A 26,584-nucleotide genomic window follows, 5' to 3' on the forward strand; every position below is an offset into this window, starting at 1 on the left:
AAAATAATACATTTTAAACTATCAGTCTTTTTTAATTGTTTTTATGAAATCTATTTTGATATCTTTGTGATATCATTTTAAAATCACAATCATCATGAATACAGAGAAAATCATCAATCCGCCATCGGGCTATTTAACCTTAGTTGCCTTTTTAATTTTGTTGGCAGCCACCGTTTTTTGCGGCGTATTCAAAATGCCTGGCATGGCTGTTATTTTAGGTTTAATAAATTTTGTATTAGTGCTACCGGGGCTTATCATCGTTAATCCTAACGAGGCCAAAGTACTTACCTTGTTTGGTAAATATGTAGGCACCGTAAAAGAAGATGGTTTTTTCTGGGTTAATCCCTTTACGGCAAAAAAGAAAGTATCGTTAAAGGCATATAACCTTAATGGCCAGCAACTCAAAGTAAATGACGCTGTGGGCAATCCTATTGAAATTGCTGCTGTCATAGTATGGCAAATTAAAAATACAGCAAGCGCCATCTTTGCGGTCGAGAATTATTTGCAATATGTAAATATCCAAAGCGAGGCTGCCGTACGCCATCTGGCCAATACTTTTCCTTATGATAATATTGAAGACGAAACTGCGAGTATTACCTTAAGAGGTGGTGCTGAACAGGTAAGCGTAATGTTAGAGAAAGAATTGAATGAACGGCTGGAACGTGCAGGTATCGAAGTTTTAGAGGCCCGTATATCTCACCTGGCCTATGCACCTGAAATTGCTCACACCATGCTGCAAAGACAACAGGCATCTGCTATTATTTCTGCCAGGCGCCTGATTGTCGAAGGCGCAGTCGGAATGGTTGAAATGGCCTTGAATAAGTTGTCAGAAAAAGATATTGTAGAGTTGGACGAAGAACGAAAAGCTGCCATGGTGAGCAATTTATTAGTAGTACTATGTGGCGACAGAAGCGTGAACCCTATTGTTAATACAGGTACTTTATATCATTAATTACAATGTTTAAGGAACTATGTATTAAAGACACGTCACACTTGTGGTTTGTAAGACGTGGTTTATTTAACCGTGAGTATGAACTCACAGACCACACTCATCTTTATGGAAAGTTAAGTTATCAATGGTTAAGTCGTCGCGAGGCCGTAGCGCAAACAGCTACTCATAAGTGGAGTTTTAATTTTTTGGCAATTTTTTCCAGAACCGTGACTATTACCGATGAAACCGGCATTATTATTGGCAAAGCCGAACGGGAATATTTTAGCCGAACTTATACTTTAAATTTAAAGAGTGGTTTCAGGGCGAGGTTTCACCGGCCATCCATTTTTTCGAGAGAACATATTTGGGAGTCTGAAGGATATGGCAAAATCGTAACACTGGAAAACAATTTTCCATTTGCATTAGATAACGATATTTATATTGAGCCGGGCCAGACGCCGGCGACAGTTATCCCTTTGTTAATATTTTTGGGCATGCACTTAGCTGTTTACAGACGGGGCCGTCGGGCTGCACGTTAATTTAAAAGATCATGAACGATTACCGCGACATCGATATGTTGAGAACCACAGAGCTTTACGTGGCCCGTAAAGGATGGTTTAAACCTGTATATATCCTAACTGATGGCCAGTTTAACTATGGCTCTATAACCTCGCCCGGCGTGTTTACCCGCATAAAGAATATTGAAACTGCCGAGACTAAATTCAGTATTAAACCAAAAGGTTTTTTCGGCAAAGCGGTTGATATAATAGATCGGAACAAAAGCGAAGTAATTGGCCATTACCGGAAAAATGGCTGGGAAACCCGCATTACCTTAGAAATGAATAATGGCTTGAACGCTATATTGAAAAAAGGCAAAGGTATCTTCTCCAGGAAAATGATCTGGACCGATGAACAATACGGCGATTACCTCGAGATTAAACATTGCGGCAGACTTACCAAACCATTTAAAATAAAAATAGAGCCTAATAGTATTAAAAGTATCAAAAGCAAGCTACCTCTGACACTGCTTACATTAATAGGTGTAAACTTTATGTTGATCAAAGAAGCGCAGGCCGCCAGCGCCGGTGTTTAAGTTATGGCCGAAAAGAAAGCATTTATATTAAGGGTTAACCCCGATATGTTGAAAGATATCGAGATCTGGGCAACTGACGAATTCAGAAGCACCAATGGACAGATAGAATATATCTTACAACAGGCTTTACTTGCCCGTAAAAAAGCGGCAAAAAAGAAAAAGGAGAGCTAATAAATTAGGTAGATTTGTATATCAAATCTACTTTTATGAAAGACGTAGTAATTGTATCGGCCACCCGTACGCCCATCGGCAGTTTTGGTGGGCACCTGGCTTCATTTAGTGCAACGCAATTGGGGGCCATCGTCATTCAGTCAGCAGTTCAAAAGTCGGGCTTAAAACCTGAACAGATACAGGAAATATTTATGGGTAATGTGTTGTCGGCTAATTTGGGACAGGCGCCAGCTACGCAGGCAGCAATATATGCAGGCTTACCTTATTTGCCGGCTACTACGGTTAACAAGGTTTGTGCATCGGGCATGAAAGCTATTATGTTAGGGGCTCAAAGTATCGCTGTTGGTCAAAATGATATTGTAGTTGCAGGCGGTATGGAGAGCATGAGTAACGTGCCCTATTATCTTTCAAAAGCCCGCACGGGTTATAAATTGGGTAACGATTTATTAATTGACGGCTTGGTTGAGGATGGCCTTTGGGATGTTTACAATAATTACCACATGGGCTCGGCAGCCGAACTTTGCGCCGCTGAATGTAACATCAGTCGCGAAGATCAGGATGCATATGCCATTGAATCTTATAAACGCGCTACCGCAGCACAAAATAATGGCAGATTTGTAGCTGAGATAACACCCGTCGAATTAAAAAACAGGCAAGGCGAGATTACTTTATTTACTGATGATGAAGAACCAGCAACAGTAAGGTTTGAAAAGATACCATCTCTAAAACCGGTCTTTAAAAAAGACGGTACCGTAACGGCCGCCAACGCATCAACATTAAATGACGGCGCCGCGGCTTTGGTACTGATGAACCGTGAGAAAGCCGACGAATTGGGTATTAAACCACTCGCCAAAATAGTAAACTATGCTGATGCGCAACAAGCACCGGAATGGTTTACCACCGCTCCATCTAAAGCTATTCCCCTGGCGCTGCACCGTGCAGGCCTGACAGGCAGTGATATAGACTTTTATGAGATAAACGAAGCCTTTTCTGTGGTATCTATTGCAAACAACCGCGAGTTAAATCTTGATCCGGCTAAAGTAAATGTTAATGGAGGTGCGGTATCCCTAGGGCATCCGTTGGGCGCTTCGGGGGCGCGTATCGTGGTTACCCTGATAAATGTACTCAATCAAAATCAAGGTAAATATGGCCTTGCCGGAATTTGTAACGGCGGCGGCGGAGCCAGCGCAATTGTTATCGAAAATTTACGTTAAGGATAAAATCGCATATATTTACGGCATTAGGTATTACATTTTGATGGTGATAAAAAGATCGGCCTTGGCATTTTTTTTGATAGTATTGACTACCAGGGCTTTTGCGCAACAGATAGACGCAGAAAGCCTGAAGCAGCTTAGTTTTTATCAAGACAGTTTAAAGCATTTAGGCCAAACATTTATTAATGACCAGAATGATCTGGCCAGAAAAAATGCCAACTATCAGTTTATTAAAATACTGGTTATGGCATTGAAAGTTCCCCACTCGTTTGATTTTCCTTTCGATTCTGTTAAAACTGTTACACTCGCCAAATCTCCGGACGACAAGTTCAGAATTTTTAGCTGGCATGTAGCTAACGACGATGGCAGTTACCGCTTTTACGGCGCAATACAAATAAATACTCCAGGCCCGTTGAAATTATACGGATTGGAAGATTACACGCCATTAATTAAAAATGCTGAAGACACCGTGAGCGACAACCGGACATGGTTTGGGGCCCAATATTATACCATTATCCCTGTAAGTGGAAGCCGTCCCTATTATGTAATGCTCGGCTGGAAAGGAAATAACGACAAATCGACCAAAAAAGTAATTGAAGCGCTGTCATTTCAAAACGATAAACCTGTGTTTGGCATGCAGGTGTTTAACGGTAATGGTAAAAGGCGGCAACGTGTTGTTTTTCAATACGCCAGACAGGCATCTATGCTGTTAAAATATATTCCCTCGCAGCATTTAATTGTATTTGATAACCTCGCCCCGCCTGATAAGAAGTCGAAAGACCAACCCGAAACCTATGGCCCGGACCTTTCCTATAACGGCTACAAACTAAAAGACGGCGAGTGGTTATATCAGGACAATCTGGACATGCGTAACGTACCTAATGAGCAGGACGAGAGTTATATAGACCCCAAATTGACCGAAAGGCCTAAAACCACGCAACCCATAAAAAAGAAGATGCAATAATTCTTGTAAGATCAATATTACCGATCCTGATATTCTTATTTAATAGAATAATAGTATTTTCGACCAAATTAAACTGATTTATGTCTCCAAAAACTTTAACAGCCGAAGCTGTTACTACGGAAGCAAAGTACCCCAGAAGCATTCCGTACATTATTGGAAATGAGGCAGCGGAGCGTTTTAGCTTTTATGGCATGCGCTCCATTCTGGCCACATTTTTAGTTGCGCAATTTTTTAATCCGACACTTAATCCTGCTTTGCAAACCGTAGCAGAAGCCAAGGCGAATGAAAGCACCCACTTCTTTGTGACGCTTGCTTACACATTACCTTTTGTAGGTGGTTTGGTTGCCGATTGGTTTACCGGAAAATACCGCATTATTCTTTATATTTCGATAGTTTATTGTTTGGGGCACTTGTGCCTGGCTATTTTTGACAATAATCTAAATGGTTTTATATTAGGCCTCGTTTTGATCGCCGTAGGTGCAGGAGGGATAAAATCCTGCGTGTCAGCAAATGTGGGCGACCAGTTTGATAAGTCTAACCAGGTATTGTTGTCAAAAGTTTATGGCTGGTTTTATTTTAGCATCAACGCGGGTTCCGTAATTTCAACTATATTAATTCCGTGGGTTTATGCTAACTGGGGCGCGAAATGGGCATTTGGCATACCGGGCCTGTTGATGGCCTTAGCCACCATTATTTTCTTTTTGGGACGTAAAAAATATGTGCGCGTTCCGCCGGGCGGTATTAACAAAAATAATTTTGTTTTTATCTCAATATATGCCTTGTTCAATTTAGGTAAAAAGCAAAAAGGGCAGTCGTGGTTAGATGTAGCCAAGGGCGAATACAATTCTGAAAAAGTGGAAGGCGTAAAAGCAGTATATCGTGTGATGGCTGTATTCATCTTCGCGCCGATATTTTGGGCCATGTGGGATCAAAACCTATCTGAGTGGGTGCTGCAAGCCCAGAAACTGGACCGCCACATTAATTTAGGATTTACCAGCTTTACCATATTGCCTGGCCAGGTACAAACAGCTAATCCTATTTTCCTTTTATCATTCATACCGCTGTTCACTTATTTTATATATCCGTTTTTTGATAAAATTGGTATCAAAGCTACTCCATTGCGTCGTTTAGGTGCAGGGCTGGCTTTAACCGCTTTATCGTTTGTCATTATAGCTTTTGTACAACAAAATGTTGACAATGGCGGGCATCCGTCAGTTTGGTGGCAGATATTTGCTTATGTGGTATTGTCAGCAGCCGAAGTGTTGGTATCAATAACCGGCCTGGAGTATGCCTACACACAGGCACCAAAATCAATGAAAAGCACAATGAGTGCTATTTGGTTGTTAACAGTGGCGGCAGGCAATTTATTTGATGCATTAATAAATGGTAATATATCAGAGGGCGGTTTTTTCGCGCGGTTTACAGGCGCAAGCTATTATTGGTTATTTGTTGGCATTTGCATAGCATTTTTAGTTGTTTATTTATTTGTCGCACCGCGTTTGAAGGAACGCAGTTATATCACAGAGCCCGAAAAAGAGGATATTATAGCACAAACGAATAATTTATAAATAACACAGAAGTTATAAAAGCAGGTAATAAATTTAACATTGCCTGCTCTTTTTTGTGTCAGAACATCTAATTTAGCAAACTATTTTATCAGAAAATACAGTATACGTGCCCGACAGCATAGTAATCATACCTACTTATAACGAAAAGGAAAATATTGAACGGATGATCCGTAAGGTGTTTGCTTTACCTTTTAATTTTCATATTCTGATCATTGATGACGGATCGCCTGATGGTACTCCGATTATTGTCAAGCATCTGCAAAATACCTACCCCGATAGCCTTTTTATGGTTGAACGCGAGGGCAAACAGGGCCTCGGAACAGCCTATATACACGGCTTTAAATGGGCTATTGAGCACAATTACGACTACATTTTTGAAATGGATGCAGATTTCTCTCATAATCCGGATGATCTGCTGCGTTTGCGTACAGCTTGCGTTGAAGGTTCGGATGTGGCCGTTGGATCTCGTTATATCAAAGGCGTAAACGTTGTTAACTGGCCAATGAGCCGTGTGCTGATGAGCTATTTCGCCTCTGTATATGTACGCTTTATCACCGGTGTAAACATACAGGATTTTACCGCTGGTTTTATGTGTTATAAACGTAGGGTACTTGAAACTATCGAACTTGATAAGATCAAATTTGTGGGCTACGCCTTCCAGATCGAAATGAAATACACGGCGGTAAAACATGGCTTTCAGGTTACCGAGGTTCCAATAATATTCACCGACCGCACAGCAGGCCAGTCAAAAATGTCGAAAGGTATTTTTAAAGAAGCAATACTTGGTGTACTCACTATGCGTTTTAACGCTATCTTCAGAAAATATCCAGAGGGGTAAAAACTGATTATTGAAAAAGTAAAGATTGGTTTTAGGTGTTTATAACTAATCTTCGATCTTTGTCCACTAATCTTTCAAAAATCTTATTTTTGATCAATGAATGAGCATCTCAACCCTGATGGTGAACGACTATCGCCGGCTGAGCGTGACATTGAACAAGTGTTACGTCCCCAGGCTTTTGAAGACTTTACCGGTCAGTACAAAATATTAGAAAACCTACGCATATTTGTTCAAGCGGCCCGCCAACGCGGCGAGGCACTTGACCATGTTTTGTTGCATGGCCCTCCCGGCCTGGGCAAAACTACCCTATCGCATATTATTGCTAATGAAATGGGCGCTGGCATCAAGATCACCTCAGGCCCGGTTTTAGATAAGCCGGGCGATTTAGCGGGTTTACTTACCAACCTGGAGACCGGCGATATTTTATTCATCGATGAGATTCATCGCTTAAGTCCACTGGTTGAGGAATACCTGTATTCAGCTATGGAAGATTTTAAGATCGATATTATGCTTGAGAGTGGCCCTAATGCCCGTTCTGTGCAAATATCGCTTAATCCGTTTACCCTCGTTGGTGCTACTACCCGTTCGGGACTACTCACTTCTCCCTTGCGTGCCCGCTTCGGCATCAATTCCAGATTGGAATACTATGATGCAAAGTTATTAACCACTATCGTGCTCCGGTCGGCCTCAATATTAAAAACTCCAATAAATGAAGAAGGGGCTTATGAAATTGCCCGCCGCAGCCGTGGTACTCCGCGTATCGCCAATGCCCTCTTACGTCGTACACGCGATTTTGCTCAGATAAAAGGTAATGGCAACATAGATACGGCCATTGCTCAGTATGCCTTAAATGCCCTGAATGTAGATGAGCACGGTTTGGACGAAATGGACAATAAAATTCTGGTAACTATTATTGATAAATTTAAAGGCGGACCGGTAGGTTTGAAAACAATTGCTACTGCAGTAGGCGAAGACGAGGGTACAATTGAGGAGGTTTATGAACCATTTCTTATACAGGAGGGTTTTTTGATGAGAACAGCCCGTGGTCGTGAGGCAACAGAAAGCGCATACCGGCATTTGGGTAAAATAAAACTGGGTGGAAATCCTTCCTTATTTTAAGTTTTTATTATTACTATTGCCGTCACAATTAATGTGTTACCACCTAAAATTATTAAAATCAAATACCATAGTTTTAAACTATAAATAACCTTTATGAAACGTATATTATTTTTAGCCTTAGTATTGGTAGGCAGTCGTTCAATGGCGCAACAGGTTACTACCGTAACCGACCCTGTTGATTGGGTGAACCCACTGATGGGTACTGATTCAAGGCCAGACCTGTCAAACGGAAACACCTACCCTTGTACTGCCTTACCGTGGGGCATGAACTTCTGGAGCCCGCAAACCGGCCCTAACGGCGATGGTTGGGCATATACTTATGATGCGCATAAGATTCAGGGATTTAAACAAACACATCAGCCGTCACCATGGATGAATGATTATGGTATGTTTTCTATTATGCCTATGACCAAGCACCTGCATGTTGAGCAAGCTGCACGTGCAAGTTGGTTCTCGCACAAGGCCGAGATCTCTAAACCATATTATTACAGCGTATACCTGGCTGATCATGATATTACTACTGAGATCACGCCAACAGAGCGTGCCGCGCAGTTTAAAATCACTTTCCCTAAATCTGATAGTTCATTTATTTTGGTAGATGCTTTTGCAAAAGGCTCATATGTAAAAGTAATACCCGCCGAGAATAAGATAGTAGGTTACTCAACTCAGGCTGCGGGGCCTAAATTAAAGAACTTTAAAAACTACTTTGTAATTTACATTGATAAACCATTCACTTTATCTCACACCTACAGCACTACTGAAGAGGCCCGTCAAGGCAATGGCAGAGGTAATAATCGTGTCGAAGTAGCTAAAATGGAACCATCATTAGAAACTAACGCGGAACACGCCTTAGCTGCTATCGGTTTTCAAACCAAAAGAGGCGAAGTGGTTCATCTGAAAGTAGCCTCATCGTTCATCAGTTTAGAACAAGCCGAACTGAACTTAAAACGCGAGATCGGCAATGACAGCTTTGAACAAACTGCAAAAAAAGGCCGCGATATTTGGAACAAGACGCTAAGTCGTTTATCAGTATCAGGCGGCACAATTGATCAAACCCGTACATTCTACTCATGCTTATACCGTATGCTGTTCTTCCCTAACAAAATGTACGAGATCGACGCAGCAAACAAACCAACGCATTGGAGCGCACAAAACGGCAAAATCATGCCCGGTTATAAATTTGCCGGCACAGGTTTCTGGGATACCTTCAGGGCGTTATATCCATTCCTGAACCTGGTTTACCCATCAATTGACAGAGAAATGCAGGCAGGTTTAGTTAATGATTACAAAGAAGGCGGATGGCTGCCTGAGTGGTCAAGCCCGGGTTATTCAGATTGTATGATCGGGAACAACTCTGCTTCTATTGTTGCTGATGCTTATCTGAAAGGTTTGCGCGGCTATGATATCAATACACTTTGGGAAGCTGTAAAACACGGTGCGAACAACGAAGGCCCTAATGCGACCGGCCGCCGCGGTGTTGAGTATTACAACACTTTGGGTTATGTACCTTATGATGTTAAAATCAACGAAAATGCAGCCCGTACTTTAGAGTACGCTTATGACGACTTTGCTATTTATCAATTAGGTAAAGCATTGGGCAAACCTGCATCAGAGATTGACATTTACAAAAAAAGAAGTCTGAACTACCGCAACCTGTATAACAAAAAAATAGGTTTAATGCAAGGCAGAAACAAAGACGGATCATGGGTTAAACCCTTCAACCCGTTGAAATGGGGCGACGCCTTTACAGAAGGTAACGCATGGCACTATAGCTGGGCTGCCTTGCACGATATCCAGGGCATGATTAACCTTGAAGGTGGCAAAAAACAATTCGTTAATAAACTGGATTCTATATTCATCATCCCACCTGTTTTTGATGATAGCTACTATGGTGGCGTTATCCATGAAATCCGTGAGATGCAGATCATGAACATGGGTCAATACGCTCATGGTAACCAGCCAATACAGCACATGCTTTACTTATATAACTTTGCCGGCGAGCCGTGGAAAACTCAGTTCCACGTACGCGATGCCATGGGCAAATTGTACAAAGCAACTCCTGATGGTTACTGCGGCGATGAAGACAACGGTCAAACCTCAGCATGGTATGTATTCTCTGCAATGGGCTTCTACCCGGTTTGTCCTACCAGCTCACAATATGTATTGGGCACGCCGTTATTTAAAACGATGACTGTAACGCTTGACAACGGTAAAAAGATTGTTATTAACGCGCCTAACAACAGCCCACAAAACAAATATGTACAAACGCTTACTGTTAACGGTAAACCATACGACTTTAACTACCTTACACATGCTACTTTATCAAAAGGTGCAGTATTGAATTATGTGATGTCTGATAAACCTAACATGCAAAGAGGCACAAAAGAATCAAGCTTCCCTTATTCACTTTCAAATGAAAAATAGCATCAGCGGCCTTTTAAAAAAGGTGATTTTGTTAGGTTTAATCGGTGCATTTACCATGCAGGCAAATGCGCAGGACAAACGTCTTCGATTAGGTATTTACGGCCTTAATCATGACCACATTCTGGGATTTTTTAACCAGATGAAAAGGGGCACAGCCAATGTTGTCGGCGTTTATGAGCCTAGCCGCCCGCTATGGGAAAAGTACAAAAAACGCTTCAAACTGCCCGATTCGCTTTATTTTGACGATGTACACAAAATGATCAAAGCGACTAAGCCAGAAGTGATGCTTGGCTATAATGCAGTTGGTAAACACGTAGACATTGTTGAGGTGTGCGCCCCTTTACATATACCGGTAATGGTTGAAAAACCTTTGGCTGCCACACTTGTGCAGGCAAAACGCATAGAGGCGTTAGCTAAAAAATACAATATCAAGGTACTGGTAAATTACGAAACTACCTGGTACCCATCGTTCCAATATATTCATGATGTGGTTGGACGGGATAGCATAGGTAAAATACGCCGGATGGTTATTCGTGACGGGCATAGCGGGCCAAAAGAGATTGGCTGCAGCCCGGAATTTCTGGCCTGGTTGACCGACCCCGTATTAAATGGAGCAGGCGCCCTTAACGATTTTGGCTGCTATGGTGCCGATCTGGCTACCTGGTTGATGCATGGACAACGCCCCATAGCGGTTACCGCAGTTGCTAAACACTATAAACCACAAGTATATCCCAAAGTTGAGGATGATGCTACCATCTTAGTTGAATACCCAACCGCCACTGCTTCTATTGAGGCATCATGGAACTGGGCGCTTAATATCAAAGACATGGAGGTTTGGGGCGAAACTGGTGTTATTCACGCATTCAACGGCAAGAGTGTTCAGTTTAGAACGCCGAAAGAGGAGACTAAATTCACTTTAGTGCATGAGGCAAAGCCTATCCCGGCACCGAATAATGACCCGCTGGTTTATTTGACCGCGGTTATAAGAGGCCAGATTTCTGGTGAAGGCGATCAGGCGTCGCTTGCTTATAATATGATAGCTATGGAGATACTGGATGCTGCGAAAAGATCTATCAACGAGGGCAAACGCATAGTTTTGCAACCTTAATAAAACAAAGTACAGGCTTACGGGGTTTACCATTCCGTAAGTCTTTTTTAATAATTTAATACCCTTCTATTAATGTCAAAACAATTTATTGCGCTGTTATCATTTTGCATATTATTTAACCTATCTGTTAACGCACAAAACAATGCGGCCATAATGGCCCGCAAGCAAGTACCGATTGTCTGCTATCACCAGATACGCGATTGGCGTCCAAAAGACTCTAAAAACGCCAAAGATTATATCGTACAGATTGCAGCTTTCAAAGAACACATCAAAATGCTGGCCGATAGCGGTTATCATACCATATTGCCAGATCAGTTATATGCTTACCTGACCAAAGGTGCCCCGCTGCCTAAAAAACCGATTATGCTGACTTTTGATGATACCGATGAAGACCAGTACACTATTGCGGCGCCTGAGTTAAAAAAATACGGTTTTAAGGCAGTTTATTTTGTGATGACTGTATCAATAGGCCGTCCGCATTATATGACTAAAGAACAGGTTAAGGCTTTGTCTGACGCAGGTAATATTATAGGCAGCCATACCTGGGATCACCACATGACCAGCAAATACAAGCATGATCCTAATCCTAAAAAAGATGATTGGGTGATACAACTGGACAAACCGACCAAAAAACTGGAGGAGATAACCGGTAAAAAGATCACTTACTTTGCATATCCATTCGGTATCTGGAATAAATCAGGCTTCCCTGAACTGCATAAACGCGGTTTCAAGATAGCCTTCCAATTAGCAGAAAAGCGAGATCCTAACGATCCGTTAATGACCGTTAGAAGAATTTTAGATAGCGGCTATTGGAGTGCTAAAACGCTAAGTAAAAATATTAGAGGCAGTTTCTAATTCAAATAAAAACAACAATGCCGCCTGAAATAACCGGGCGGCTTTATTGTTTACAGATTTTCCCCTTTAGGCCCTTTACCTTTATTTGAGGCATCTTCATCTTCGATTTCCTGAGCAGTTGGATCACCATTCTCTTCGGCAGGTGTGACTGTAGTGACACGTTGCTCATCGGGTTTATCCTGAACATTCGGTTGTTTACCTTTCTCCAGGTCATTGTTGCCGTCTTTATTAGTTACGGCAGTGTCCTCATTGGTGATCTGCTCGTCCTTTGGGTCTTGATATGTTGTATTTTCCATGATATTTAGATATTAATTGTTTGCTGATATCCATCTAACTGCTTCATCCAACTCACCCAGATTGAAACCTTTTGCCTTTCCGGGAATAAAATGCGTAAACATATCTGTAAACCATTCCACACCTTTTTGATCGGTTACTACGGCTATGCGTTTCCATTCTGTAAAATGTTTTAGTCCGGTAACTAAGTCGCTCCACCATGCCGCGAGACTAAAATTAGAGATATCTGTTTCCAGCACCAATAGATATTTAATATCGCCATTTGTTTTCGCCAGTTCGTCTAATCTTGGCAAAAGCACTGTGTCCATATCTTGCTTGGTTACCTCGCCTATAGCGTGGATCCCTAAAACGTCGGCTGGCAGATCATTGATATATTGAAGCATATTAGTTTCTTTTATAGGACAACTTCTTATTAAATCGCCTGTTTTTATTATGTTATCTTTGTACCAATGCAGCAAAGCAAGTCGGCATATAGTAAACTCATCAAAGACGAAGCCAAAAAATTGGGGTTTCTGTTTTGTGGCATCTCAAGAGCCGGCTTTCTGGAAGATGAAGCACCCAGGCTTGAATCATGGCTTAACAAAAACATGCATGGCGAGATGCGGTACATGGAGAATCATTTCGACAAACGCCTCGACCCACGCTTGCTGGTCGACGGTGCCAAATCGGTCATATCCATGGGGCTTAACTACTATACCGACAATAACCAGGCTGATTCCTCGGCGCCCAAAATATCCAAATACGCTTACGGGCAGGATTATCATACCGTTATTAAAGACAAACTAAAACGACTGCTGGAAATTATCAATGAACAGGTTGGCGAAGTTTGTGGCCGTGCATTTGTAGACTCGGCCCCCGTATTGGATAAGGCCTGGGCCAAAAAGGCAGGTTTGGGCTGGATTGGTAAAAACAGTAATCTTATCAATCAGAAAACGGGCTCGTTCTTTTTTTTAGCTGAACTAATCGTTGACATCGAACTGGAATATGATATAGAACCTACAGCAGATCATTGCGGTACTTGTACCCGGTGCATTGACGCATGCCCCACCGACGCCATTGTCGGCCCCTATGTGGTTGACGGTAGCCGTTGTATATCTTACCTTACCATCGAACTAAAAAATGAGCTGCCACAAGAGTTTAAAGGCAAAATGGAGAACTGGATGTTTGGTTGCGATATTTGCCAGGACGTATGCCCCTGGAACAAGTTTTCGGTAATACACAATGAACCTGCTTTTGACCCTCATCCGGAGTTATTGGGATTAGATCATGCAGATTTGCAAGAAATTACCGAAGATGTGTTTCAAAAAGTATTCAAGAACTCGGCCGTAAAGCGCACCAAGTTTACCGGCTTAAAAAGAAATATCAAGTTTCTGAAAAAGATCGATTGATGAGGTAACTCTTTAACCTTTCTTAAACTTATCGGCCAGTAACTTCAGCATGTCATCGTCAACCGGTTTTGCCGGCTCTTCCTTTTTTCGAAATTGTTGGTAATTTGGATTTTGGTAATTTTTTTGCTGTGCTGGTTTTGCTTCGCCCGTATTGGGGGCTTGTGTCACCGGTTTGGGCGGAGCCGGTTGCTGCTGACGTTCGGCCTTCTTTTTCTCGTTCCAGCGTTTGTATATATCGTCCAACTTACGCTTGGTATACAATGGGAAGTCGCCCTGCATCATCCATGAATAATAGCTTGGTTCAATGTTAAACACATCTTCAACCCTTTTACCTTTGTGCTTGCCAAAATTAAATACTTCTTCGCCGGCATCGTTATAAGCCATACGTCCGGCAAAATCAACCGGGCGATTAAGGTTGGTAAATTTATGCAACCCCTCTACATGGCCAACCACAGGAACGCTACGGTTTCCTTTTTTATCTTCCCATTCCTGATTTTCGTACCGCTCCAATTGAGCCAGCAATACCTCCATAGTAGCACGGGTGTCCGCTTCGGCAGAGTGTGCATTGATAATTTCTTTTTGGCAGTAAAACTGATAAGCCGCCTTTAATGTACGCTGCTCCATTTGATGGAAGATGTTTTGCACATCTACAAAATGGCGGTTCTCCAGATCAAACTCCACACCTACCCGCATAAATTCTTCCATCAGCATTGGTATGTCAAATTTGTTGGAGTTGTAACCAGCTAAGTCGCTGTTTTCTAAAAACTCGGCTATCAAGGGTGCCAATGCGCCAAACGGCGGTTCACCAGCAATATGCTCATCGTAGATACCGTGTATCAATGACGACTCGACAGGAATAGGCATTTCAGGATTAACACGCCATGTCTTAACCTCTTCGCTCCCATCAGGATGCAGTTTGATAACCGATATCTCGACAATGCGGTCAATACCGATATTTATACCGGTAGCCTCTATATCAAAGAAAGCTAATGGGCGCTTTAAGTTTAATTTCATGATTTTAATCCGTATGATTCAGGTTGCAAAAGTCTAAAAAAAATCGGCAGAATAAATTATTTATCTGTTATTATTTCTTCCAGAAAAAAATTATCTTTCGGTTACTTAAACACTTATAATGATTACAATTATTAAACGACTGGTATTTCTTTCTATTTCATCTGTGTTATTGTTCAATTCGGCTATAGCGCAAGATTTTGCTTATAATAACATTACACCCGATGAGTTGAAAATGACGGTTTATGACCGGGATTCGTCGGCCCACGCGGTGGTGTTAAATGAGCATGGCGATGCGTCACTTACTTTCAGGAATACTATTGGCGTAAGACTCGTCTACAATTACCATGTAAAAATAAAAATATTAGACAACGATGGTTTCGCAAAGGGAACTGTGCAGATACCTTTATATTCAAATAATGATAAGGGGGAAGAAATAAGTGACATCAATGGTGTCACTGTGTACCGCGATGAAAGCGGAAGGCCTAAATCCGAAGAGTTTACTCCGTCACAAATTTTCAGGGTGGCACAAAATGCGAATTATACAATTGTTAAACTGGCTATGCCCGGGTTACGCAAAGGGTGTGTTATTGAATACAAGTACACAGTAACTACACCATATTTTGAAAACTTTCACGAATGGACATTTCAAAGCGATATGCCAAAACTTAAATCTGTGTATGAAGTGCACATACCGGCGTTTTGGTCGTTCAATGCTGTAAAAATCGGTGCACTTAAGTTAGATAGAAATGAATCTGTTGTAGAAAAAGATTGTATGATGATCAATACCGCTAAAGCAGATTGCTCGCATTTTACTTATGGGATGAATAATATACCCGCATTTGTAATTGAAGATTACATGACCGCGCCACGCAATTTTATTGCAGCTATACGTTTTGAACTTTATGAATTTTCTGACCCTTTCACCGGTGCGCGTACTAAAATAGCTAAAGACTGGAAGGATGTTGACCAGATATTAAAACACAACGATTATTTTGGATTGCCTTTAAGAAGAAAAGGGCTATTAAAAGATGCAGTTACGCCGTTGATTGGCAATGAAACAGATAGTTTGGCAAAAGCTAAAAAGATCTATGCCTTTATCCAGAAAAACATCAAATGGAACGGCGACAATAATTTTGGCACTTCGGGAATAAAACAAGCCCTCGATAAGCACACGGGCGACGCCGGCGATATTAACTTATCATTGTTATCAGCATTATGGGCTGCCGGTATTGATGCCGAACCGGTATTAATATCAACCAGGGGCCATGGGGTAATAAACAAACTATACCCGGTGATTACCGAATTTAACTATGTTATAGTAAAAGCCGATTTAGGTGGCAAAACCTATTTACTTGACGCCACAGACCCCTTATTGTCTTTTGGAATGCTACCCATGCATTGTTTGAATGATCAGGGACGGGTGATGCCTTTAGATAAACCATCTTATTGGATAGATATAAAAGAGCCTAACATTCAAAGTTCAACGGTAATTTTAAACCTTACATTGGGCACTAACGGCAAATTAACCGGAACAATCACTAATTATTCAAGGGGTTATGAAGCTTTTTTAAAACGAAAGGCAATAAAAAAATTCAACTCGATAGATGAATATGTAGAGGATCTGGGCAACAGGTGGAACCGGATCAAAATAAAAAAAGCCGAAGTGCTTAATGTAGATAGTCTTGACAAAGCGATAAGTGAAGTTTATGATGTTGAAATGGATGCCTATAACAACATGAATAATCAGAAACTTGCATTTAATCCGTTCTTGATCAACAGGATTGTTACTAATCCGTTTAAACTTAAGGAAAGAAGCTATTCAGTTGATTGGGGTATGCCATCCGAATCGAAATTTATGCTGAACCTACAGCTACCAGAAGGCTATACAATTGAAAGCCCTCCGAAAAATGAAGGGTTTGCGCTGCCTGACAATGGTGGAACGTTCATAGTAAATTATGCAGAAAACGGTAATTCATTTTCACTATCACATGTTACCCAGTTTAAAAAGTCTGTATATTTCTCTGACGAATATCCTTACTTAAAAGAGTTATATGCCAGAATGATCTCGTCAGAAAAAACAGAAATGATATTCAAGAAAAAAATATGAAACGAACACTGTTGCTGTTTTTGCTGCCGGCTGTGAGTTTTGTTGTACACGCGCAAACAAATTATAGTATAGACCTGATCCACAAAAATATATTACCGTATGCAAGTGCCGTTGTTCGTAATCAGGAAACAGTAGTCGAAATTAAATCTGCCGATAACGTACTTACCCACTTCAAGACAGCCATTACTGTATTAAATATAAATGGCGACCATTTGGCTCGTGTAATGATCTGGCACAACAAAACCACATTACTACACGATGTTAAGGGGGTTATTTACGACTCATTCGGCAAACAAATCCGGAAATTCAATGAAAGCAATTTCGAAGATCTGGACGCCAGTCATGACTTTTCATTGTTTGAAGATTCGCGTGTAAAATATTATTCGCCGGCTGTTACTGATTATCCATACACCATTTCTTACGAATACGAGCTGCGATCCAAACAGACGTTAACCTTGCCCGAATGGTCACCAAATCCAAATACGGGCCTGGCTGTAGAGAAAAGCTCATTTAAGCTTTTATGCAAACCCGATTTTAACCTCAGCTATAAAGAAATAAACATGCCTCAAAAAGCCGTTATAACTACGGGCGACGGAGGCACAAAAAGTTATAACTGGGAAGTTACCGATCTTAAAGCTATCAGGGAAGAGCCCTATAGCCCGGATGATAAAACTTATTTGAGCAGCGTAGAAATTGTACCGCAGAATTTTTACTATGACGGGTTCACAGGTAGTTTTACCGATTGGATAAGTTTAGGTAAGTGGACCTATGACCGGTTGCTGACAGGTCGGGGTGGCTTACCGGATGCGACCATATCACGGATCAAAACTTTAACGGCAAACATAACCGATCCAAAAGAAAAAGCGCGTAAAATATATGAGTACATGCAGGGCAAAACCCGTTATATCAGTATACAGATTGGCATAGGCGGTTATCAGCCTATGTTAGCAAGCGACGTTGACCGGTTGAATTATGGAGATTGTAAGGCCTTAGTAAATTACACACATGCCCTTTTAAAAATTGCAAATATTGACTCATGGTATTGTGTAGTACAAGCCGGAACACCTAAAGTTAGTATGCAGCCTGATATTGCAAGCATGAACCAGGGTAATCACGCTATTTTATGCATTCCGTTTAAAAACGATACTACCTGGTTAGAGTGCACAAGCCAACAAATACCATTTGGCTTTTTGAGCGATTTTACTGATGATAGATTAGTACTGGCTTGCACCGCCGAAGGTGGTAAGCTTTTACATACACCTAAATATACGGCAGATGCTAATCAACAAATCCGCAGGGCTACCTTTAACATTAATCCGCAGGGTGTACTTTCAGGAAACATGGAGACTATTTTTAGAGGCTTGCAATATGATAACAGAGGTCACTTGTTAACCAGTTCGGCCACTGAGCAGTCAAAAATGATCAAAAACATCTACCCTATCAATGATATGGAAATAGCGAGTTTGAGTTTTAAACACGATAGGGCTGCTTTACCTGCTATAGTCGAAAACCTTAAGCTTACAGCACCAGATTATGCGAAAGCGACCAATAATAGTCTCAACTTTTTAATAAACCCTGTTAACAGGTTCAAAAACGTACCTCATGCAATACGCAGCCGTTTAACGCCGGTTTTTATCAATGAGGGTTATGTAAATGAAGACGAGATTACGTTTAACATCCCTGCAGGATATAAGCTTGAAAGGATACCGCTAAATGTGCATCTCAATAAACCATTCGGCAGCTATGATGCCACCTTAATATTTGACAACAACCACCTCATTTATAAAAGAACCTTAAGGTTAAATGATGGCAGTTACGCAAAAGATATTTATGATGAGCTTGTAGAATTTTTGCAAAAAGTTGCCGATGCCGACAACTATAGTGTTTCGATGGTAAGAACCACTAACTAAATATCCATATTCCTATTATAATACCGAGCACCATAATTATGTAAAGTAATATCTCGGTGCTGGCAAACCTTTTATATTTAGTCCAGAATGAATAATCTTGTTTCGCCATATCGCAACAAAATTATTAATTTATATTAGCTTAAGACATGAATGAAGAAGAAGAAATAAAGAAGGAGTTTCAGTTAGAACGCATTATTTTATTTACTGACGCCGTTTTTGCTATTATCCTTACCATTATGGTGCTGGATATCAAGTTACCCGAGGGAATAAAAAACTCAGATCAAGACGCCCTGAAACATGCTGCAAAACTGCTGGCCTTGCATATTATTGCTTACCTGGGCACTTTTGTTTTAGTTGGGAAATTTTGGATGTCACATCTCAAACTTTTCCGATATCTGAAAGATTACGATCGCAATTTATTAGTTCTTAATCTGGCTTTTCTCTTTTCCGTAACCTTATTTCCTTTCGCCGTATCAGCATTGCTTCATGAACTTCCAAGCGAAATGGGTAAAGACTTAAAATCTCTTTCTATCCAAAACGCGTGGGGCCTGCAGATATATATGACTGTAGCTATGCTGACAGTCTTTGTGCAATCTATACTCACCTGGTACTTATTGCGCAACCGCGAACAGCTTTGTATCGATACCAATAATCTGGAAAACAGGCTTGAATGGATGGTGACAAAAATAAAGCTGTTTCTGGCACCTGTGTTTTTAATGGTATTATTTATTTTAAATTGTTTCCCTTTACCTTTTTATACGCCACTTTTGGTTGTTATTGTATTTGGCATTATTACAGGCAAATTACGAACACGTTACTACCCGGAAAGTGATAGCGGCCCGGTTATTTCGCGTTTGTACAATTATGCCAAAAACAGCCGGTTCAGGGGGCCGGTTACCCAAAACACTCTTAAGAAAGATAAAACAGAGGAGGAAGATTAATCTTCTTTTTGAGCAGCTACCACGCCAACTGAATCAACATTAATTGACCCGGCGCGAGAGAAGTATTTATACATAGCTCCATGTAATGGTACTACTATCACCCCTTTGGTTGAGCTGGCGTGAACTATATAACCGTTTTGCAGGTAAACGCCTACATGGCTAAACTGTTTTCCGTCAAAGTCAAAGAAAACAAGATCGCCTTCTTTTAACTCATCTTCATATTTACGCTTAATCACAGCTACCTGCTGCCAGGTGATACGTGGTAACGTAATACCATAAACTTCTTTCTCGAGCAGCAATGCAAGACCAGAACAGTCTACCCCATCCTTATCCAATCCACCAAATTTATAGGGGACACCGGTCCACATTTCAATAAAGTTATAAAGCCGGCCATTAGTAATATCCTCGCTTTTTACGCCCATCATTTGAGCATATTTGTCGGCTATGCCGGCTTGTGGAGTAACAATCTCCCCTGGTTCGCCTTTTAATGCCGCTTTTTTGGTATGACATGACGACAGTACTAAAGCGCCTACCAGCAGAATAAAACAATGTTTAAGGTAGCTGTTTACATTCATCCTATAAAAATAAATAGCACAAAGCAACGCTCGCTACAGATGTTTTGAACATATCCACATTTGCGACCACGAAATTTAAATTGAATCAACTTTTAATCAGACGCTGTATTTCGTCCAGCTTCATCAACGCTTCAACAGGGGTCAAAGTATTTACGTCGAGGTTATTCAGGGTGTCGCGTATCTTTACCAGCACCGGGTCATCGATACTAAACATCTGCATCTGCACAGCTTGTTTCTGAACCTTGCGAATGCTCTCTTTGATGTGTTCGCCACCGGTGCGTTCGTTTTCTAACTTTTTAAGTATCTCATTAGCTCTGCTCAATACTTTGGGCGGCATACCGGCCAATTTGGCGACGTGTATACCAAAACTGTGTTCGCTGCCCCCCGGCACCAGTTTACGCAGAAAGATGATCTGATGACCAATCTCTTTAACCGTGACATTAAAATTTTTGACGCGATTAAAGCTATTGCTCAGCTCGTTCAATTCATGATAATGCGTGGCAAATAGGGTTTTAGCTTTTGCCGTTGGATGATTATGCAAATACTCAGCTATCGACCAGGCAATGGAGATACCATCATAAGTTGAGGTACCTCGGCCTATTTCATCCAGCAGGATCAAACTGCGATCTGACAGGTTATTCAAGATGCTGGCTGTCTCGTTCATTTCCACCATAAAGGTCGACTCGCCTGACGATAAATTATCAGATGCTCCTACCCTAGTAAATATCTTGTCTACCAAGCCTATCGCTGCTGATTTAGCGGGCACAAAGCAGCCCATTTGCCCCATAAGCACAATCAGTCCGGTCTGTCTTAGCAATGCTGATTTACCCGCCATATTGGGCCCGGTAATAATAATGATCTGCTGACTTTCAGAGTCAAGGAACACATCGTTGGTAATATAGTCTTCGCCTTGTGGCAAAGTTTTCTCAATTACGGGGTGACGACCGCCTTTAATATCAATGACCTTGCTTTCGTTGATCTCTGGCTTAACATAGTAATTTTTAATGGAGATGGTAGCAAAGTTCAATAACACATCCAAACGGGCTACAAGCTGAGCATTTAGCTGTATTGGTTTGATGTATTCAGTAAGCGCATAGAGCAGGTCATTATACAGTTTGGTTTCCAGGGCGAGTATCTTTTCTTCGGCACCTAATATTTGCTCCTCATATTCTTTGAGTTCAGGGGTGATATAACGCTCTGCATTAACCAGTGTTTGTTTACGTATCCAATCGCCAGGTACTTTATCGCGGTGGCTATGGGTAACTTCGAGGTAATAACCAAACACATTGTTGAACGACACTTTCAGCGACGGTATACCGGTGCTTTCAGCTTCGCGTTTTTGTATTTCGATCAGATAGTCTTTACCACCAAACGCTATCTTACGTAATCTGTCCAGCTCGGCATCTATCCCATTGTTCATTACCGAGCCTTTAACTAACATGACCGGCGGTTCAGGATGTAGTTCGCGGCCTATCTTCTCACAAATGGTAGTGCACGGATTTAGCTGCTCGCTTATAGCTTTCAAGGGCTGACTGCCTGAGCCCTCACATAATTTTTTGATACTTTCTATAGCCATCAAGGCTTTTTTCAACTGGCAAACCTCGCGCGGGTTAGCTTTTTGCAAACCAATCTTGGAGATCAGGCGCTCCAGGTCCCCGATCTGGCGGATGTGTTGTTGTAGTTCTTCGCGCAGTTCAGCTTCGCTTATCAGATATTCAACTACTCCCAGCCGGTCATTGATAGGCTTAAGTTCTTTGAGGGGCATCACTATCCAGCGGCGTAGCAGACGCGCACCCATTGGAGAGCAGGTCTGGTCAAGCACGTCAACCAATGTATGTGCATTTTCGTTGGCCGAGCCGATCAGCTCCAGGTTGCGTACACTGAAGCGATCCAGCCACAAATAGCGGTCTTCCTCTATCCGACTGATGGCCGAGATATGCTGCAGGTTGCGGTGCTCGGTTTCATTAAGGTAATGCAGCGCCACCCCGGCAGCCACAATACCCAGATTCAGTTTATCAATGCCAAATCCCTTTAGCGACTTCACCCCAAAATGCTTAAGCAAGGTTTCATAGGCGTAATCGCCGCTGTAAGGCCACTCGTCGAGCATGTAGGTGTAGTAGCGGTCGCCGTAGTAATCTTTAAATTCAGATTGGCGGCTTTTAGGAAAGATTACTTCGCTGGGACTGAAACCCTGAAGCAGTTTGTCTATATAATCGCTGTTACCCTGGGCCGTTAGAAACTCCCCTGTCGAAATATCTATCAGTGCTATACCTATGCTGCTTTTTTCATAATATAACGACGCCAGGTAATTATTGCTCTTTTGGTTAAGGATGTTATCATTGGTGGCGACACCAGGGGTAACCAGCTCGGTAACGCCACGGCGCACAATGGTCTTGGTAGCTTTCGGGTCTTCCAATTGGTCGCAGATAGCCACCCGCTGGCCCGCCCGCACCAGCTTGGGTAAGTATGTGTCCAGCGAATGGTGCGGAAAGCCTGCCAGCTCAATATGCGACGCCGACCCGTTGGCTCTTTTAGTGAGCACTATACCTAAAATGCCCGCAGCTTTAACGGCATCCTCGCCAAAGGTTTCGTAAAAATCGCCAACGCGAAACAGCAGTAAGGCGCCTGGATATTTGGCCTTAATAGTGTTATACTGCTGCATTAAGGGGGTTTCTTTCGTAGCGTTCTTTGACAAGCGGTTCTTTCCTTTTTAATTGACTCGTAAAGTTAAGCTATTGCCCGGACACTGGCGGGATTGTTGAAAATTCATCAGGATGTGGATACCGGTTTTTTGCTGATGACACATAAGTGTTTCACTTATAAAAATGAAACACTTGAAACACTTATTTAAGATAAATCACTGAAATAAAGATAGTTAACAAAACGGAGTGAAACACTTTGAAACAGTACCAATACTTTAGCTAAAGCCACTTAAACAGCTGGAATTAACACAGTTAAGTTATTTTTACACTCATTGGCGATATAGTAGTGAAACACCCTATGTGAAACAGCAAATTTGATTTTTTTTTATAAGTTTAAATCATGAAAATAGCTACCTACAATGTTAACGGCGTAAATGGCCGGCTGCCTGTGCTAATGCGCTGGCTACAGGAAACTCAGCCTGATGTGGCTTGTTTGCAGGAACTGAAAGCTCCGCAAGAAAAATTTCCTGAACAGGCAATACGCGATGCCGGCTACAATGCCATCTGGCACGGGCAGAAAAGCTGGAATGGCGTGGCTATATTAGCCAAAGGCGAAATTAAGGAGCTGAAACGCGGCCTGCCGGGCGACCCGGAAGATCTGCATAGCCGCTATATTGAGGCCCTGGTAAACAATATTGTGATAGGCTGTCTGTACCTGCCTAACGGCAACCCGGCGCCCGGACCGAAATTCGACTACAAACTGCAATGGTTCGAGCGGTTTATTACACATGCCGAAGGGCTTTTAGCGCGCGGTATACCCGTAGTATTAACCGGCGACTATAATGTTATGCCAACCGAAAAAGACGTTTATAAACCCGAGCGCTGGCTGGATGATGCACTTTTCCGCCCTGAAACACGTGAAGCCTTTCACCGACTGATAGCGCAAGGGTGGACGGATGCTTTGCGCAAGCTATATCCTGATGAAACTATTTATACTTTCTGGGATTATTTCAGGAACGCTTACGGCCGCAATGCCGGTTTAAGAATAGATCATTTTTTGCTAAGCCCGGAGGTTGATGTTAGGTTGAAGTCGGCAGGGGTTGATAAGCATGTGCGTGGTTGGGAAAAATCGAGCGATCATGCGCCGGTTTGGATTGAGTTGATGGATTGATAGCTGTTGGTCTAATAGGTATATAGTTACCTCCCATTACGTCATCGTGAGGAACAAGCAATCTCTACACATGTTTATCAATCGGGTAAGATGCAACTATCGCGGAGAGATTGCTTGACAAGTTATTATACCACCCGCTCAAAATGCTCTACCACCGGAAACGGATCATAATAATGGTGCAGTAGCCTCTTCCACTCCAGGTAATCTGCAGATTGGCGGAAGCCGACGGTATGGTCTTCGAGCGTTTGCCATTCTACCAGCAAGATATATTTATTAGGCTGCTCAATGCATTTGCTCAACGAATGCCGGATGTATCCTTTTATCGCACAGATATACTGTCCGGCAATAGCAAAGTCTTTTTCAAATTGTGTTTCCCATCCGGAGATGACGTTCAGGACGGCTACTTCCAAAATCATGTTTAAGGTGTTTTTGTGCTTAAATTTATATATACGTTTGCACATTAGGGTCAACATTGTCTTCAAAAACATCAGGCTGAATAATGACGAAGCGAATGTTCGGGAATTCTTTTTTTATTTCTGTACGGATACGATCAATGGCGTCGTTTATACCCTCTGTAGTAAGGTTGGGTTTAAAGGCGATGATCAGCATGACCAGAATTTCTTTGGGCGATTGATAGGTTGACATCAGGTGCATTAAATTGAGCACGGCCTTATCGCTTTCAATAATTTGGCGGATACGGTGTTTAGTGTTGGTTTTAACACCCTCGCCCATAAGTAAACTTCGGCTCTCGCGCGCTAATATGAGCGATACGAGTATCAATATTATACCAATCAGCAATGAGGCGATGCCATCCAGGTAAGGCTTATTGAGGCGATGGCTCAGGTATAAAAACAAGGCCGCAATAGATAGCCCCGCGACAGCCGCACTATCCTCAAACAAAACCAGGAAGGTTGAAGGGTCTTTACTGTTAACAATAGCGTCCCACCAGCTTTGGCCTTCGCGCAGTTTATTAAACTCAATTGCGGCTACCACCAACGATGTACCCTCAAATACCACTGATGCTGCCAGTACAATGTAACTCCACTTGGCATCGCCCAATACAGCCGGATGCAAAATATGGGTAATGCCCTGATAGACCGACAAGCCGCCACCTAAGCCAAATATCAGTATAGATACTACAAACGACCAGAAATAAAGCTCTTTACCATAACCAAGCGGATGATATTTATCGGGCTTTTTCTTGCTCAGGCTAATACCGAGTAATAATAACAGTTGGTTAATAGTGTCAACCACCGAGTGTACTCCTTCTGCAATCATAGCAGCACTGTTACTAATGTTACCGGCAATAAACTTGGTTACGGCTATTAAAAGATTAGCCAAGAGCGCTATATATATGGTTTTTTTAACAGTGGCCATTATACCTCAATAATACTTTTGGCATTATTTATGTTTGGATTATCTCAAATTACAGTATTCAATATCTATTATTTAAACAAAACAAATATTTAATACTAAAAACAGTAAAATCTATCTAATACAAAACAACAATGAAAACAAAAAGTATTTTCCCGACTCCTAAAACTTTAATTGCCGTTGCGGCTTTGTCAATTGTCGCGTGTTTAAGTGCCTGCAGTAAAAATAATGACAGCATAGGTGCAAATGCATCAGCTTATGTTATGGCTACTAATACTGCTGAAGCTTCTGATGCTCAGGATTTTTATTCTGACAACAAAAAGGTCAACTCTTCGGCTTTAGCCTATACGCAATCAACCGCCTATGTCGACGTAAAAGCCGGTAATCATACCATGCAATTTAAAAGCAATGCATCGGCAACCGTCAACAGCTCAACAACCTTAAACACCCAGGCCGGTAAATATTACAGTGTATTTTACACCGACGACAAATCGACCGTTACTACTACTGATGATCGTACTGCCCCCAAATCAGGCAAAGCAAGAGTGAGGTTTATCAACCTGAGTTCCGCTTTAAATTCGGCGATTGATTTTGGCGTAACCGGCGGCAACAAGGTAGTCACCAGTTTGGCTTACAAAACCGCTTCGGCTTACAATGAAGTAGACGCCGCTACTAAATTTTCGCTTTATCTGGCAGGTTCAAGCACTGTAGCTTTAGATATTCCGGTAACGATTGAGGCCGGTCATATTTACACCATTTATATTTCGGGTGCTACACAAGCTTCTATCCATTACCATGTTTTGGTACAAAACTAAAAAGCAATATTGCTGACAAATGCCCGTTATAAGCAAATTATAACGGGCATTTTTATTTAGTTAAAACA

General features: G+C 41.8%; 25 protein-coding genes. 18 read left to right on the top strand and 7 right to left on the bottom strand.

What is annotated here, in order from left to right; all coding sequences use genetic code 11:
* Positions 1-94 precede the first annotated feature (94 nt).
* From ABD772_RS00950 to ABD772_RS01005, 12 genes are all read left to right on the top strand, one after another.
* Entirely contained in the window at positions 95-952 is an 858-nt protein-coding gene (locus tag ABD772_RS00950; protein ID WP_345100416.1) for an SPFH domain-containing protein, read from the top strand.
* A gap of 5 nt (positions 953-957) precedes the next feature.
* Positions 958-1,470, top strand: a complete 513-nt coding sequence (locus ABD772_RS00955) for a hypothetical protein (RefSeq protein WP_345100418.1) — start codon at positions 958-960, stop codon at positions 1,468-1,470.
* Between the two features lie 11 nt (positions 1,471-1,481).
* On the top strand, positions 1,482-2,024 hold the full coding sequence (locus tag ABD772_RS00960; RefSeq protein ID WP_345100420.1) for a hypothetical protein: 543 nt from the start codon (positions 1,482-1,484) through the stop codon (positions 2,022-2,024).
* A 3-nt stretch (positions 2,025-2,027) separates the two neighbouring features.
* On the top strand, positions 2,028-2,195 hold the full coding sequence (locus ABD772_RS00965; RefSeq protein ID WP_345100422.1) for a type II toxin-antitoxin system antitoxin: 168 nt from the start codon (positions 2,028-2,030) through the stop codon (positions 2,193-2,195).
* 35 nt (positions 2,196-2,230) lie between these two features.
* Complete coding sequence (locus tag ABD772_RS00970; protein ID WP_345100424.1) at positions 2,231-3,409, top strand: acetyl-CoA C-acyltransferase; 1,179 nt, start codon at positions 2,231-2,233, stop codon at positions 3,407-3,409.
* A gap of 43 nt (positions 3,410-3,452) precedes the next feature.
* A complete protein-coding gene (locus tag ABD772_RS00975) occupies positions 3,453-4,373 on the top strand; it encodes a hypothetical protein (RefSeq protein WP_345100427.1) in 921 nt (306 codons plus the stop codon).
* A gap of 80 nt (positions 4,374-4,453) precedes the next feature.
* Positions 4,454-5,941, top strand: coding sequence for a POT family MFS transporter (locus ABD772_RS00980; protein WP_345100429.1), 1,488 nt, complete (start codon positions 4,454-4,456; stop codon positions 5,939-5,941).
* A gap of 106 nt (positions 5,942-6,047) precedes the next feature.
* Positions 6,048-6,779 (top strand): polyprenol monophosphomannose synthase, encoded by a 732-nt coding sequence (locus ABD772_RS00985; protein ID WP_345100431.1) that lies wholly within the window; start codon positions 6,048-6,050, stop codon positions 6,777-6,779.
* A 96-nt stretch (positions 6,780-6,875) separates the two neighbouring features.
* Complete coding sequence (gene ruvB, locus ABD772_RS00990; protein ID WP_345100433.1) at positions 6,876-7,898, top strand: Holliday junction branch migration DNA helicase RuvB; 1,023 nt, start codon at positions 6,876-6,878, stop codon at positions 7,896-7,898.
* A 93-nt stretch (positions 7,899-7,991) separates the two neighbouring features.
* Positions 7,992-10,322 (top strand): GH92 family glycosyl hydrolase, encoded by a 2,331-nt coding sequence (locus tag ABD772_RS00995; RefSeq protein ID WP_345100435.1) that lies wholly within the window; start codon positions 7,992-7,994, stop codon positions 10,320-10,322.
* On the top strand, positions 10,312-11,430 hold the full coding sequence (locus tag ABD772_RS01000; protein ID WP_345100437.1) for a Gfo/Idh/MocA family protein: 1,119 nt from the start codon (positions 10,312-10,314) through the stop codon (positions 11,428-11,430). Before ABD772_RS00995 ends, ABD772_RS01000 begins: the two co-directional genes overlap by 11 nt.
* Positions 11,431-11,502: 72 nt before the next feature.
* A complete protein-coding gene (locus tag ABD772_RS01005) occupies positions 11,503-12,285 on the top strand; it encodes a polysaccharide deacetylase family protein (RefSeq protein WP_345100439.1) in 783 nt (260 codons plus the stop codon).
* A gap of 50 nt (positions 12,286-12,335) precedes the next feature.
* Here the strand turns inward: ABD772_RS01005 and ABD772_RS01010 are convergent, their stop codons facing one another.
* Entirely contained in the window at positions 12,336-12,581 is a 246-nt protein-coding gene (locus ABD772_RS01010; protein WP_345100441.1) for a hypothetical protein, read from the bottom strand.
* 12 nt (positions 12,582-12,593) lie between these two features.
* Positions 12,594-12,962 (bottom strand): SpoIIAA family protein, encoded by a 369-nt coding sequence (locus tag ABD772_RS01015; RefSeq protein WP_345100443.1) that lies wholly within the window; start codon positions 12,960-12,962, stop codon positions 12,594-12,596.
* A 66-nt stretch (positions 12,963-13,028) separates the two neighbouring features.
* On the opposite strand from ABD772_RS01015, the gene queG reads away from it, so the two are divergent.
* Positions 13,029-13,967: a tRNA epoxyqueuosine(34) reductase QueG gene (queG, locus tag ABD772_RS01020; protein WP_345100445.1), complete on the top strand. Its 939-nt coding sequence runs from the start codon at positions 13,029-13,031 to the stop codon at positions 13,965-13,967.
* A 12-nt stretch (positions 13,968-13,979) separates the two neighbouring features.
* Here the strand turns inward: queG and ABD772_RS01025 are convergent, their stop codons facing one another.
* Positions 13,980-14,981: an exonuclease domain-containing protein gene (locus tag ABD772_RS01025; RefSeq protein ID WP_345100447.1), complete on the bottom strand. Its 1,002-nt coding sequence runs from the start codon at positions 14,979-14,981 to the stop codon at positions 13,980-13,982.
* 118 nt (positions 14,982-15,099) lie between these two features.
* Here ABD772_RS01025 and ABD772_RS01030 point away from each other — a divergent pair, with 118 nt between their 5' ends.
* The 3 genes from ABD772_RS01030 to ABD772_RS01040 all read left to right on the top strand — a co-directional run bounded on the left by ABD772_RS01030 (position 15,100) and on the right by ABD772_RS01040 (position 19,939).
* Positions 15,100-17,088: a DUF3857 domain-containing protein gene (locus ABD772_RS01030; RefSeq protein ID WP_345100449.1), complete on the top strand. Its 1,989-nt coding sequence runs from the start codon at positions 15,100-15,102 to the stop codon at positions 17,086-17,088.
* The gene (locus tag ABD772_RS01035) at positions 17,085-18,998 is read left to right on the top strand and encodes a DUF3857 domain-containing protein (protein ID WP_345100452.1); all 1,914 of its coding nucleotides are present in this window, start codon (positions 17,085-17,087) and stop codon (positions 18,996-18,998) included. Before ABD772_RS01030 ends, ABD772_RS01035 begins: the two co-directional genes overlap by 4 nt.
* 146 nt (positions 18,999-19,144) lie before the next feature.
* Positions 19,145-19,939 (top strand): TMEM175 family protein, encoded by a 795-nt coding sequence (locus tag ABD772_RS01040; RefSeq protein WP_345100454.1) that lies wholly within the window; start codon positions 19,145-19,147, stop codon positions 19,937-19,939.
* On the opposite strand, the gene ABD772_RS01045 is transcribed toward ABD772_RS01040, so the two are convergent.
* Positions 19,936-20,514 (bottom strand): C40 family peptidase, encoded by a 579-nt coding sequence (locus ABD772_RS01045; protein ID WP_345100456.1) that lies wholly within the window; start codon positions 20,512-20,514, stop codon positions 19,936-19,938. The two genes, ABD772_RS01040 and ABD772_RS01045, sit on opposite strands and share 4 nt — an antisense overlap.
* A gap of 85 nt (positions 20,515-20,599) precedes the next feature.
* A complete protein-coding gene (mutS, locus tag ABD772_RS01050; protein ID WP_425562808.1) occupies positions 20,600-23,176 on the bottom strand; it encodes a DNA mismatch repair protein MutS in 2,577 nt (858 codons plus the stop codon).
* Between the two features lie 380 nt (positions 23,177-23,556).
* Between mutS and xth the strand changes: the two genes are divergently transcribed.
* Complete coding sequence (xth, locus tag ABD772_RS01055) at positions 23,557-24,327, top strand: exodeoxyribonuclease III (RefSeq protein WP_345100460.1); 771 nt, start codon at positions 23,557-23,559, stop codon at positions 24,325-24,327.
* A gap of 125 nt (positions 24,328-24,452) precedes the next feature.
* Here xth and ABD772_RS01060 read toward each other — a convergent pair whose 3' ends face one another.
* Complete coding sequence (locus tag ABD772_RS01060) at positions 24,453-24,743, bottom strand: antibiotic biosynthesis monooxygenase family protein (protein WP_345100462.1); 291 nt, start codon at positions 24,741-24,743, stop codon at positions 24,453-24,455.
* Positions 24,744-24,768: 25 nt separating this feature from the next.
* On the bottom strand, positions 24,769-25,704 hold the full coding sequence (locus ABD772_RS01065) for a cation diffusion facilitator family transporter (protein ID WP_345100464.1): 936 nt from the start codon (positions 25,702-25,704) through the stop codon (positions 24,769-24,771).
* A 131-nt stretch (positions 25,705-25,835) separates the two neighbouring features.
* On the opposite strand from ABD772_RS01065, the gene ABD772_RS01070 reads away from it, so the two are divergent.
* Positions 25,836-26,516 carry a DUF4397 domain-containing protein gene (locus tag ABD772_RS01070; protein WP_345100466.1) on the top strand — a complete coding sequence of 227 codons (681 nt, stop codon included), beginning with the start codon at positions 25,836-25,838 and terminating at the stop codon, positions 26,514-26,516.
* Positions 26,517-26,584 lie beyond the last annotated feature (68 nt).

The sequence above is a fragment of the Mucilaginibacter panaciglaebae genome (genome assembly GCF_039539265.1).
GTDB classification, from domain to species: Bacteria; Bacteroidota; Bacteroidia; order Sphingobacteriales; family Sphingobacteriaceae; genus Mucilaginibacter; species Mucilaginibacter panaciglaebae.